The sequence below is a fragment of the Burkholderia sp. FW306-1C-G01B genome (assembly GCF_058781685.1).
Genome location: NZ_JBYSWZ010000015.1, coordinates 119,420 through 131,852, shown reverse-complemented (window position 1 = coordinate 131,852; position 12,433 = coordinate 119,420). Strand labels below are relative to the sequence as shown.

Annotated in this window: 11 protein-coding genes; 5 read left to right on the top strand and 6 right to left on the bottom strand. The window is 67.8% G+C overall.

Translation table 11 applies throughout. The features are described from left to right. Positions 1–6 precede the first annotated feature (6 nt). The 3 genes from AC3WLY_RS27145 to AC3WLY_RS27135 form a co-directional block, all read right to left on the bottom strand. On the bottom strand, positions 7–795 hold the full coding sequence (locus AC3WLY_RS27145) for a TatD family hydrolase (RefSeq protein WP_492309305.1): 789 nt from the start codon (positions 793–795) through the stop codon (positions 7–9). Positions 796–864: 69 nt separating this feature from the next. Continuing rightward, positions 865–1,623: a lipoprotein-releasing ABC transporter ATP-binding protein LolD gene (gene lolD / locus AC3WLY_RS27140; protein WP_371287048.1), complete on the bottom strand. Its 759-nt coding sequence runs from the start codon at positions 1,621–1,623 to the stop codon at positions 865–867. Next, entirely contained in the window at positions 1,616–2,869 is a 1,254-nt protein-coding gene (locus tag AC3WLY_RS27135; protein ID WP_310141630.1) for a lipoprotein-releasing ABC transporter permease subunit, read from the bottom strand. Before AC3WLY_RS27135 ends, lolD begins: the two co-directional genes overlap by 8 nt. 162 nt (positions 2,870–3,031) lie before the next feature. Between AC3WLY_RS27135 and AC3WLY_RS27130 the strand changes: the two genes are divergently transcribed. The 5 genes from AC3WLY_RS27130 (at position 3,032) to AC3WLY_RS27110 (ending at position 9,755) form a co-directional block, all read left to right on the top strand. Next, positions 3,032–4,096: a regulator gene (locus AC3WLY_RS27130; protein ID WP_492309306.1), complete on the top strand. Its 1,065-nt coding sequence runs from the start codon at positions 3,032–3,034 to the stop codon at positions 4,094–4,096. Positions 4,097–4,110: 14 nt separating this feature from the next. Then, positions 4,111–5,808 (top strand): single-stranded-DNA-specific exonuclease RecJ, encoded by a 1,698-nt coding sequence (recJ, locus tag AC3WLY_RS27125; RefSeq protein WP_175961244.1) that lies wholly within the window; start codon positions 4,111–4,113, stop codon positions 5,806–5,808. Positions 5,809–5,960: 152 nt separating this feature from the next. After that, positions 5,961–7,065 (top strand): peptide chain release factor 2 gene (gene prfB / locus AC3WLY_RS27120; protein ID WP_110281339.1). Its coding sequence is split into 2 segments (ribosomal slippage): positions 5,961–6,041 and positions 6,043–7,065, totalling 1,104 coding nucleotides; the frame shifts between segments, so codons are not numbered across the junction. Positions 7,066–7,148: 83 nt separating this feature from the next. Then, the gene (gene lysS, locus AC3WLY_RS27115; RefSeq protein WP_492309307.1) at positions 7,149–8,675 is read left to right on the top strand and encodes a lysine--tRNA ligase; all 1,527 of its coding nucleotides are present in this window, start codon (positions 7,149–7,151) and stop codon (positions 8,673–8,675) included. Positions 8,676–9,023: 348 nt separating this feature from the next. Beyond that, complete coding sequence (locus tag AC3WLY_RS27110) at positions 9,024–9,755, top strand: glycine zipper 2TM domain-containing protein (RefSeq protein ID WP_492309308.1); 732 nt, start codon at positions 9,024–9,026, stop codon at positions 9,753–9,755. A gap of 123 nt (positions 9,756–9,878) precedes the next feature. Here AC3WLY_RS27110 and iscX read toward each other — a convergent pair whose 3' ends face one another. The 3 genes from iscX to hscA all read right to left on the bottom strand — a co-directional run bounded on the left by iscX (position 9,879) and on the right by hscA (position 12,404). Beyond that, positions 9,879–10,088: a Fe-S cluster assembly protein IscX gene (iscX, locus tag AC3WLY_RS27105; protein ID WP_175961247.1), complete on the bottom strand. Its 210-nt coding sequence runs from the start codon at positions 10,086–10,088 to the stop codon at positions 9,879–9,881. 17 nt (positions 10,089–10,105) lie between these two features. Further along, positions 10,106–10,447, bottom strand: coding sequence for an ISC system 2Fe-2S type ferredoxin (fdx, locus tag AC3WLY_RS27100; RefSeq protein ID WP_047898490.1), 342 nt, complete (start codon positions 10,445–10,447; stop codon positions 10,106–10,108). 88 nt (positions 10,448–10,535) lie between these two features. Beyond that, on the bottom strand, positions 10,536–12,404 hold the full coding sequence (hscA, locus tag AC3WLY_RS27095; RefSeq protein ID WP_175961248.1) for a Fe-S protein assembly chaperone HscA: 1,869 nt from the start codon (positions 12,402–12,404) through the stop codon (positions 10,536–10,538). Positions 12,405–12,433: the final 29 nt, after the last annotated feature.

The following is a 12,433-nucleotide window of genomic DNA, read 5'->3' as shown; positions in this document are numbered from 1 at the left end:
CAACGATTATGCGGACGAAAGCGCGAGTCGCGGCAGCGCGGCGAGCGCGTTAGCCGAAGTGGATAGGCCGAGTGAACTGGCGTCGAGACCGCGCAGTTCGGCGAGCACGTCGCCGATGCGCGGCACCTGGTCGGGCGTGTTGCGGGATTTGTACGCCCATTCGGGCGCGATGTCGGGCGCGTCCGTCTCGACGACGATCGCGTCGAGCGGCAATTGCGCCGCAAGCCGGCGGATCTGCAACGCGCGCGTGAATGTCACGTTGCCGCCGAAGCCGAGATGCAGCCCCTGCGCGAGATACGCTTCGGCCTGCTGGAAACTGCCGTTGAATGCATGCGCGATGCCGCGCCGCACGCCGAAGCGGCGCAGCCCCGCGAGCACGCGGTCCTGCGACTTGCGCACGTGGCACAGCACGGGCAGGTCGAATTCGCGCGCCAGCTTCAGCTGCCCCTGGTAGAAGAACTGCTGCCGGTCCTCGTCGAGTCCCGGCACGAAATAGTCGAGGCCGATCTCGCCGATCGCGACGAAGCGCGGATCGTCGAGGCTCGCTTCGATCTCCATGCGCAGCCGGTCGAGATCCTCGTCGCGCGCGTGCGGCGTATACATCGGATGGATGCCGAGCGCATAGACGGCACCCGGCGTGCGCTGCGCAAGTTCGCGCACCGTCGTGAAGTTATCGCGCCCGATGCTCGGGATCACGATGCGCGACACGCCGGCCGCGCGTGCCGCCTGCGCGACCGCGTCACGGTCGGCGTCGAACTCGCCGGCATCGAGATGGCAGTGCGTATCGATCCACATGACGGCATCATTCCTGTACCCCTCGCGCCGCGCCGGGACGAACCCGGCGGCCCGGCCAGGGGCGTTCGCTTACACCGGCAGCGCCGGCTCCTCGTGCAGCACGCCGTCGCGCAGCCGCATGATGCGGTCGCAGCGCGCGGCGAGATCGGGATCGTGCGTGACGATCACGAAGCTCGTTTCGAGCGTCTCGGACAGTTCGAGCATCAGGTTGAACACCGTGTCCGCCGTCGTGCCGTCGAGGTTGCCGGTCGGCTCGTCGGCGAGCACGCACGCGGGTTTCGTGACCAGCGCGCGCGCGATCGCGACACGCTGCCGCTCGCCGCCCGACAGTTCGCCCGGCCGGTGCTTCGCACGCGGGCCGAGACCGACGCGTTCGAGCATCGCCTGGGCCTGCGCGCGCGCGTCCTCGGTCGTCATCCGGCGGATGCGCAACGGCATCGCGACGTTGTCTAGCGCGGTGAACTCGGGCAGCAGGTGATGGAACTGGTAGACGAAGCCGAGCGCGCGGTTGCGCAATTCGTTGCGTTCGCGTTCGGCGAGTTGCGTAAACGGCTTGCCGAGCAGCGACACTTCGCCCGCGCTCGGCTCGTCGAGCCCGCCCAGCACATGCAGCAGCGTGCTCTTGCCGGAACCCGACGCGCCGACGACCGCGAGCTTCTCGCCGCGCCGCACCGTCAGCTCGGTGTTGTTGAGCACCTGCACGTTGAAGCCGCCTTGCACGAACGCCTTCGTGATCCCGCGCGCCTGAAGCACGTATTCCTGCATACCTGCCGAATCCTGTCTGTTGTGTTGTTCTGAATCCGCGAATGCGGTTGCGCGGTCATTCATAGCGAAGCGCCTCCGCCGGCTTCACCTTCGCGCCGCGCCAGCTCGGATAGAGCGTCGCGACGGCCGACAGCGCGAACGCGATCAGGCCGATCCGGATCACGTCGCTCGCGACGAGTTCGGACGGCAGCTCGCTGATGAAGTACACGGACGGCGGCAGGAACTGCACGCCGAACAGGTGCTCGATCATCGGGATCAGCCAAGGGATGCTCCACGCGATCAGGCAGCCGAGCGCGACGCCCGACGCCGTGCCGACGAAGCCGATCGTCACGCCCTGCACAACGAAGATCTTCATGATCGACCCCGGCTGCGCGCCGAGCGTGCGCAGGATCGCGATGTCGGCCTGCTTGTTGGTCACGGTCATCACGAGCGACGACACGAGGTTGAACGCGGCCACCGCGATGATCAGCGTCAGGATGATGAACATCATCCGCTTCTCGATCTGCACGGCCGAGAACCACGTCTTGTTCTGCTGTGTCCAGTCGCGGATGTACAGGCTGCCCGACAGCGTATGCGACAGCTCGACCGCGACCTGCGGCGCCTTCTGCATGTCCGTCAGCCGCAGCCGCACGCCGGTCGGCGCAGTCATCCGGAACAATGCCTCGGCATCGCGGATGTTGATCATCGCGAGCGTGCTGTCGTATTCGTAGTGGCCCGACTCGAACACGCCGACGACCGTGAACTGCTTCAGGCGCGGCATCATGCCGGCCGGCGTGATCGAGCCTTCGGGCGCGACCAGCGTGACCTTGTCGCCGACCGTCACGCCGAGGTTGCCGGCGAGCGCGTCGCCGAGCACGATGCCGAACTGGCCCGGCACGAGCGCACCGAGCTGCCCGGCCTTCATGTCCTTGCCGATGTCGGATACCTGCGGCTCGAGCGTCGGCTCGACGCCGCGCAGCATCACGCCGCTCACCGCGTCCTGGCGCGTGAGCAGCGCCTGCGCGTCGACGTACGGCGCCGCGCCGGTCACCGACGGATTGCGGCGCGCTTCCTGCGCGGTCAGTTGCCAGTCGGGCATCGAGCCCGTCGGCGAGAACACCTCGACGTGCGCGAGCACCGACAGCATGCGGTCGCGCACTTCCTTCTGGAAGCCGTTCATCACCGACAGCACGACGATCAGCGCCGCGACGCCAAGCGCGATCCCGAGCATCGACACGAGGGCGATGAAGGAAATGAAGCCGTTGCCGGTCGTGCGTTTGCCGGCGCGCGTATAGCGCCAGCCGATCTGCCATTCGTACGGAAGTTTCAAGCGAATCCTTTCTGCTGGTTACGGCGGGAAGGCGCCCCGCGGCCGGACCGCCGCCCGGCGGCGGCCACCGGCCCGGGCACGGTCGAAAAACGGCCGCCGGACGCGAACGGGCCGTCTGCCGGCCCGATCACGCGCGCAGTTTGCCATACAATGCGCACCATCATGCACGACCGACGCCTCCATTTTCTCGTTCCGTTCGCGCTGCCGTCGGCGGCCGATGCGGCCTCGTCCCTGCACACGCTGGACAGCCCCGCGCTCGAAAAGTTGCTCGCCCGCGCGCGCCTCGTCGAGCGCGTGGCCGGCGAGGACTTCCAGCGCACGCTGCCGCACGAGCGCTGGCTGGCCCGCCAGTTCGGCGCGACCCAGGGCAACGCCGCGGACGAGGCGCCGCTCGCGCCCTACATGTTGCTGGCGGACGGCGGCGCCCCCGGCGCACAGGCATGGGCATGCGTCGAGCCCGTGCACGTCGAAATCGCGCACGATCACCTGGTGCTCGTCGATCCGGCGGCCCTCGCGCTCGACGACGGCGACGCGGCCGCGCTGCTCGCGGTCGCGCGGCCGCTGATCGAGGAGCTCGGCGTGCGGCTCGAAGCGCCGAACCCCGCGCGCTGGTACCTGTCGAGCGAACAGCTCGCACGGCTCGCCGGCGCCGCGCCGCTGCGCGCAAGCGGCCGCAACATCGAGATCTGGCTGCCGCACGAGGCGCACACGGGCGAACGCTCGCGGATGTGGATGAAACTGCAGAACGAAGTGCAGATGGCGTGGTTCCAGCACCCGGTCAACGAAGCCCGCGAGGCGCGTGGCCTGCCGGCCGTCAATTCGATCTGGTTCCATGCGCAGGGCACGCTGAAGCCGGTCGGCAAGCCGTTCGCGCGCGTGCTGTCCGCGTCGCCCGCCGCGCTCGGCCTCGCGCGCGCCGCACAGGCCGAAGCCGGCGCCCCACCCGCCGCGTTCGGCGCGCTGCCCGCCGGCGACGGCGCGACGCTCGTCGAACTCCCGGTGTTGACCACCCCATTCATCGAACAGGACTGGGCGCGCTGGCACGACGGGCTCGCCGCGCTCGAGCGCGACTGGTTCGCGCCGGTGCTCGCCGCGCTGCAAAACGGCACGCTCGCCAGCGTCGAATTCACGCTGTGCGGCGATACGAGCTCCGTAACGCTGCACGCGACGCGCGGCGACCTGCGCAAGTTCTGGCGGCGCCGTGCGCTCGCCTCCCTGTTCGAATAACAAGCAGACCCCGAATGACCCGGATCGTTACCCGCCCCGTCGCGCCCGCCGACGCCGAAGTGCTCGCGCGCCACGGCCTGCATCCCGTCCTCGCGCGCCTGTATGCGTCGCGCGGCGTGCAGTCCCCGACCGACATCGAGACCGCGCTTGCGCGCCTCGTCCCGCCTACCGAGCTGAAGGGCTGCGCCGACGCGGCGTCGCTGCTCGCCGACGCGATCGCCGACCAACGACGCCTGCTCGTCGTCGCCGACTACGACTGCGACGGCGCAACCGCGTGCGCGGTGGCGGTACGCGGCCTGCGGATGTTCGGCGCGCAGATCGACTACCTGGTGCCGAACCGCTTCGAATACGGCTACGGCCTCACGCCCGAGATCGTCGAGCTCGCTGCCGCGCGCAAGCCCGACCTGCTGATCACCGTCGACAACGGGATCGCGAGCGTCGCGGGCGTCGAAGCCGCGAACGCGCGCGGCATCGACGTGCTCGTCACCGACCACCACCTGCCCGGCGACGCGCTGCCCGCCGCCCGTGCGATCGTCAACCCGAACCAGCCCGGCTGCGCGTTCCCGAGCAAGCACATCGCCGGCGTCGGCGTGATGTTCTACGTGCTGCTGGCGCTGCGCGCCGAATTGCGCCGCCGCGGCGCATTCGCGAGCAAGGAAGCCGAGCCGCGCCTCGACGGCCTGCTCGACCTCGTCGCGCTCGGCACCGTCGCCGACGTCGTGCGGCTCGACGGCAACAACCGCGTGCTCGTCGCGCAGGGGCTGCAGCGCATCCGCAACGGCCGCATGCAGCCGGGCATCGCCGCGCTGTTCCGCGCCGCCGCGCGCGAAGCGCGCACCGCGTCAGGCTTCGACCTCGGCTTCGGCCTCGGTCCGCGGCTCAACGCCGCGGGGCGGCTGTCCGACATGTCGCTCGGCATCGAATGCCTGATCACCGACGACATCGGCCGCGCGTGGGATCTCGCGCAGCAGCTCGACGTAATGAACCGCGAGCGCCGCGAGATCGAGGCCGGCATGCAGCAGCAGGCGCTCGCCGATCTCGCCGACGTCGACCCGGCCGACGCGTGCACGATCACGCTGTTCAACCCCGAATGGCACCAGGGCGTGATCGGCATCGTCGCCGGGCGGCTCAAGGAAAAATTCCACCGCCCGTCGTTCACGTTCGCGCACGCGGACGACGAAGGCAAGCGGGTCAAGGGATCGGGCCGGTCGATCGCCGGCTTCCACCTGCGCGACGCGCTCGACCTCGTGTCGAAACGCGAACCGGACCTGATCGTCGCGTTCGGCGGCCATGCGATGGCGGCCGGCCTCACGCTCGATACCGAGAACGTGCCGCGCTTCGCGGCCGCGTTCGAGGCCGTCGCACGCGAATGGCTGTCCGACGACGCGCTCGCCCGCGTGATCGAGACCGACGGCGAACTCGAGGACGCGTACTTCACGCCGCAGTTCGTCGGGCTGCTCGACGAGGCCGTCTGGGGACAAGGTTTTCCGGCCCCGCTTTTCTCGGGCGAATTCGACGTCGTATCGCAGTCGCTCGTGAAGGAAAAGCACCTGAAGCTGCAGCTGGCGCGCGGCCGCCAGCGCTTCAACGCGATCTGGTTCAACCATACCGAGCCGCTGCCGGCGAGCGCGCTGATCGCGTACCGCCTCGTCGCCGACACGTGGAACGGCGTCACGCGCGTCCAGTTGATCGTCGAACACGCGGCCGGCTGAGCGCGGGCCGCCCGGCCCGCGGTGCCCGCCGATGCATGCACGCTGCGCCGGACGGGGCCGCGGCGCGCGTGCGAGCACCATTCGCGTCACCGGGCAACCCTGCCGATCGGCTATAATTCCGCTTTTTTACGAAGCAAGAATAGCGAGCGATCATGGAAGCGGAACGTCTCAACGCGATCGAAAGCTCCCTGCTCGACCTGCGCAACCGCGCGGGCGAGCTCCGGGGGTATCTTTGACTACGACGCCAAAGCTGCGCGTCTGATCGAAGTCAACAAGGAACTCGAAGACCCGAACGTCTGGAACGATTCGAAGAACGCCCAGGCACTCGGCCGCGAGAAGAAGCTGCTCGAAGGCGTCGTCACGACGCTGACCGCGCTCGATAGCGACCTGCGCGACGCGCTCGACCTGTTCGAGCTGGCCCGCGAGGAAGGCGACGAAGATACCCTCGTCGCATCGGAAGACGACGCCGCGAAGCTCGAGGCACGCGTCGGCGACATCGAGTTCCGCCGGATGTTCTCGAACCCGGCCGACCCGAACAACTGCTTCATCGACATCCAGGCCGGCGCCGGCGGCACCGAGGCGTGTGACTGGGCGTCGATGCTGCTGCGCCAGTACCTGCGCTACTGCGAACGCAAGGGCTTCAAGGCCGAGGTGCTCGAAGAGTCCGACGGCGACGTCGCCGGCATCAAGAACGCGACGGTCAAGGTCTCGGGCGAATACGCATACGGCTTCCTGCGCACCGAAACGGGCATCCACCGTCTCGTGCGCAAGTCGCCGTTCGATTCGTCGGGCGGCCGCCACACGTCGTTCTCGTCGGTGTTCGTGTATCCGGAAATCGACGACTCGATCGAAGTCGAGATCAACCCGGCCGACCTGCGCATCGACACGTACCGCGCCTCGGGCGCCGGCGGCCAGCACATCAACAAGACCGACTCGGCCGTGCGGATCACGCACATGCCGACCGGCATCGTCGTGCAGTGCCAGAACGACCGCTCGCAGCACCGCAACCGCGCGGAAGCGATGGCGATGCTGAAGTCGCGCCTGTACGAAGTCGAGATGCGCAAGCGCCAGGCCGAACAGGACAAGCTCGAATCGAGCAAGACCGACGTGGGCTGGGGCCACCAGATCCGCTCGTACGTGCTCGACCAGAGCCGCGTGAAGGATTTGCGCACGAACGTCGAAATGAGCAACACCCGCGCGGTGCTCGACGGCGATCTCGACGACTTCATCAGCGCGAGCCTCAAACAGGGCGTGTAAGCGCCGCGGCGCGGCCTGGCCAGGTCGCGCCGCCCTTGCCCTTCCCGTTTGCGTTGCCGCACCCACTCCGAATTCCGACCATCATGACCGAACCGACCCAAACGCAGCCCGCCGTCGCAGCGGACGAAAACCAGATCATCTCCGAGCGCCGCGAGAAGCTGCGCGCCTTGCGCGAACAAGGCGTCGCCTACCCGAACGACTTCCGGCCGACGCACCACGCTGCCGATCTGCAGGTGAAATTCGCCGACTCGGACAAGGCCGCGCTCGAAGCGAACCCGGTCGAGGTGTCGGTTGCCGGCCGCATGATGCTCAAGCGCGTGATGGGCAAGGCGAGCTTCGCGACGGTGCAGGACGGGTCGGGCCAGATCCAGTTCTTCGTGACGCCGAACGACGTCGGCGCGGAAACCTACGACGCGTTCAAGAAGTGGGACCTCGGCGACATCGTCGCCGCGCGCGGCGTGCTGTTCCGCACCAACAAGGGCGAGTTGTCGGTCCAGTGCAAGGAGCTGCGCCTGCTGTCGAAGGCGCTGCGTCCGCTGCCGGACAAGTTCCACGGCCTCTCCGACCAGGAAATGCGCTACCGCCAGCGCTATGTCGACCTGATCGTCACGCCGGAAACGCGCGACACGTTCCGCGCGCGTACCAAGACGATCGCGTCGATCCGCAAGTTCATGGATTCGGCCGACTTCATGGAAGTCGAGACGCCGATGCTGCACCCGATCCCGGGCGGCGCGGCCGCGAAGCCGTTCGTCACGCATCACAATGCGCTCGACATGCAGATGTTCCTGCGCATCGCGCCGGAGCTGTACCTGAAGCGCCTGATCGTCGGCGGCTTCGAGCGCGTGTTCGAAATCAACCGCAATTTCCGGAACGAAGGCGTGTCGCCGCGTCACAACCCGGAATTCACGATGATGGAGTTCTACGCCGCGTACACCGACTACCGCTGGCTGATGGACTTCACCGAGCAGCTGATCCGCCAGGCGGCGATCGACGCGCTCGGCACCGCGACGATCCAGTATCAAGGCCGCGAGCTCGACCTCGCGAAGCCGTTCCATCGCCTGACGATCACGCAGGCGATTCAGAAGTACGCGCCGGATTACACCGCCGGCCAACTGTCGGACGACGCGTACCTGCGCACCGAACTGAAGCGCTTCGGCGTCGACGTCACGCAGCCGGCGTTCCTGAACGCAGGCACCGGCGCGCTGCAGCTCGCGCTGTTCGAGGAAACGGCCGAAGCGCACCTCTGGGAACCGACGTTCATCATCGACTACCCGGTCGAGGTGTCGCCGCTCGCACGCGCATCGGATACGGTGCCAGGCATCACCGAGCGTTTCGAGCTGTTCATGACCGGCCGCGAGATCGCGAACGGCTTCTCGGAGCTGAACGATCCGGAAGATCAGGCCGCGCGCTTCAAGAAGCAGGTCGAGCAGAAGGACGCGGGCGACGAGGAAGCGATGTTCTTCGACGCCGACTACATCCGTGCGCTCGAATACGGGATGCCTCCGACCGGCGGCTGCGGGATCGGCATCGACCGTCTCGTGATGCTGCTGACCGACAGCCCGACGATCCGCGACGTGCTGCTGTTCCCCCATCTGCGCCGCGAAGACTGACGGCCACGCCCGCGTGTGCGCCGCGCCCTGCGGCGTACACGCGTCTGCTTTGTAACGACGCGTAAATCCCGCCAGCCGGCGTCCGTCGGCTTTCTATCCTTCCCCGTTTTATTCCCTTGTTGCGACGGCCTGCCCAGGGTTTTCCCGGCAACGATCGCCGGCGCCCTGCTGCAATTCGTTACACCTTGATACGGCGCGCCCCTCGCCGCTGGACGACACTCTTTTTGCGTCACCGCGCATGACCACGGGACCAGAACGAGGCGCCGGAACGCCGAGTCTGCTCGATCCCGAAGCGCGGGATCCAGCCCGGCGCCAACGCGCCGATCCGGATCGACATCGGAGAAAAAAATGGACAACCAGAATCAGACCACGCCGCAAAAGCAACGCCTCCATCCGCTGATCGCCACTGCAGCCGGCGCCGTTATCGTCGCCAGCCTTGCGGCGACGGCAGCGATCACGGGCGTATTCCCGAAGGCCAGCAGCAGCAACGAACAGAACGGCCAAACCCAGGCCGCGCTGATCGCGTCGCAGCCGGCCGTCGATACGGCTGCGGCCGCCAGCGCCGCGCTGGCCGCGCAAGCCCGGCAGCAGGCGGCCGAACAAGCCGCCGCGCAGCAGAAGGCGATCGTGCAGGCCGAACCGAAGCCCGCGCCGCGCCCGGTGACCACGCACCGCCGTCACACGCCGGCACCGCAGCCGCCGCAATATGCGCAGCAGCAGCCGTCGGCGCCTGCACAGGCGGCCTACTGCCAGAGCTGCGGCACGGTCGTCGCAATCACGCAGACGCGCACGCCGGGCCAGAGCTCGGGGATCGGCGCCGTTGGCGGTGCAGCGGCCGGCGGCCTGCTCGGCAACCAGTTCGGCAACGGTAACGGCCGCACCGCGATGACGATCATCGGCGCGCTAGGCGGCGGTCTCGCCGGCAACCAGGTCGAGAAGCAGGTACGCGCGGAAACCGACTATCAGGTGCAAGTGCAGATGGAAAGCGGCGCGACGCGTACGTTCACGTACCACAACCCGCCGCCGTTCGGCCAGGGCCAGCGCGTGCGGGTCGAGAACGGCACGCTGGTCGGCGCGTAAGCGCCCCCTGCCCGCGTGTCGTGCGCGGACAAGCGACCTGACAACAAAAACGGCTCGTGAGCGATATGCTCACGAGCCGTTTTCTCATTCGGGCCGTATGCGCCATTGCGGCGCATGCCGTGCTCAGTCCTCGTCGTCGAAATCCGATTCGTCGATCCAGTGCGCCTGGATCGCTTCGAGAATCTTCTCGCCGGAATGCTTCGGATCGTCGTCGAAACCGTCGAGCTCGAGCACCCACTGGCGCAGGTCGACGAAGTTGATCCGCTGCGGGTCGATGTCCGGGTACTTGTCCGCCAGCGCAATGGCTATTTCGCGCGATTCGGTCCATTTCATCGCCTGCCTCCGGTTTGTCAGTGATTTTCCTTCGCGTGGTTGATCGAGTACTTCGGAATCTCGACCACCAGGTCCGAATCTTCGTTCACGATCGCCTGGCACGACAGGCGCGACGTCGGCTCGAGGCCCCACGCCTTGTCCAGCAGATCGTCCTCGTCCTCCTCGGACGGCGTCAGATCGTTGAAGCCTTCGCGGATCACCACGTGGCACGTCGTGCACGCGCACGACTTCTCGCATGCATGCTCGATCTCGATTCCGTGGTCGAGCAGGTTGTCGCAGATACTCTTGCCGGGCGTCGCGTCGATCACTGCGCCGTCCGGGCACAGTTCGACGTGAGGCAGCACCACCAGTTGAGGCATGTCCGTTCCGTCAGTCAGGGTGCGGCGACAGGCGCCGCACGGTTCATTATCGCGCGGGCCGTCGCCGGCCGATGCGCAGTTCGTGAATTCAGATCTCGTCGAGCCGGCGGCCCGACAGTGCGCGCTTGATGCTCTTGTCCATCCGGCGCGCCGCGAATTCGTCGGTGCCGTCGGCCAGCGTCTTGGTCGCCGCTTCGATCGCATTCGTATCGTCGCCTTGCGCAACCGCGCGCAGCGCCGCGGCGAGCGCGTCGATCTGCGTGCGCTCGTCCGCATCGAGCAGTTCGCCGTCGGTCGCCAGCGCGGCCTGCGTCGCCTCGAGCATCCGCTCGGCCTCGACCTGCGCTTCGCGCAGCGCGCGTGCGCGCATGTCGATTTCGGCGGTCTTGAAGCTGTCCTCGAGCATCTTCGCGATGTCGTCGTCGGCGAGGCCGTACGACGGCTTCACGACGACCGACGCCTCGACGCCCGACAGTTGTTCGCGTGCGAACACCGACAGCAGGCCGTCCGCATCGACCTGATAGGTCACGCGAATCCGCGCGGCACCGGCCGTCATCGGCGGAATGCCGCGCAGCTCGAAGCGCGCGAGCGACCGGCAGTCGGCGACGAGCTCGCGCTCGCCCTGCACGACGTGGATCGCCATCGCGGTCTGGCCGTCCTTGAAAGTCGTGAATTCCTGTGCACGAGCGATCGGAATCGTCGAGTTGCGCGGAATGATCTTCTCGACGAGGCCGCCCATCGTCTCGACGCCGAGCGACAGCGGAATCACGTCGAGCAGCAGCCAGTCGTCGCCGGTACCGCGATTGCCCGCGAGCAAGTCGGCCTGGATCGCAGCACCGAGCGCGACGACCTGGTCCGGATCGAGGTTCACGAGCGGCGGCTGGCCGAAATACGTCGCGACCGCGTCACGGACTACCGGCATGCGCGTCGCGCCGCCGACGAGCACGACGCCCTTGATGTCGGCCGGCGTCACCTGCGCGTCGCGCAGCGCCTTGCGGGTCGGTGTGAGCGTGCGCTGCACGAGCGGCTCGACGAGCGATGCGAACGTGTCGTGCGAGATCGTCTGCACGACGTGCGCGCCGCCCGACAGCGTCACGTCGAGCGACGCGTGCGGCGCGGACGACAGCGTTTCCTTCAGCACACGCACGCGGTCGAGCAGCAGGCGCACGTCCTCGGGCGCGAGCGTCTTTGCGTCGATGCCGGCCTGCGCGAGCACGTGATCGAACAGCACGTGATCGAAGTCGTCGCCGCCGAGTGCGGAATCGCCGCCCGCGGCCAGCACTTCGAACACGCCCTTCGTCAGCTTCAGGATCGACAGGTCGAACGTGCCGCCGCCGAGGTCGTACACCGCGTAGAGACCTTCGGCTGCGTTGTCGAGGCCGTAGGCAATCGCCGCGGCAGTCGGTTCGTTCAGCAGGCGCAGCACGTTGAGGCCCGCGAGACGCGCGGCATCCTTGGTCGCCTGGCGCTGCGCTTCGTCGAAATACGCGGGCACCGTGATCACCGCGCCGACCAGATCGTCGCCGAGCGAATCCTCGGCGCGATAGCGCAGCGTCGCGAGAATCTCGGCCGACACTTCGACCGGGCTCTTCACGCCGTCGACGGTACGGATCTGCACCATGCCCGGCGCATCGACGAATTCGTACGGCGCGTTCGCCGCGCCTTCGACCTCGGCCTTGCCGCGGCCCATGAAGCGCTTGACCGACACGATCGTGTTGCGCGGATCGGTCGCGGCCTGCTCTTTCGCTTCGTGGCCGATGCGGCGGCCGCCCTTCTCGAGGTAACGGACCACCGACGGCAGCAGCACGCGGCCCGCTTCGTCCGGCAGCACTTCGGCCACGCTGTTGCGCACGGCCGCGACGAGCGAGTTCGTCGTGCCGAGATCGATCCCGACGGCGAGTCGCCGCTGGTGCGGCGCCGGCGCCATGCCCGGTTCGGAAATTTGCAGTAAAGCCATCTTGGTTCGTTCGGGCGCTCGGCCCGTTT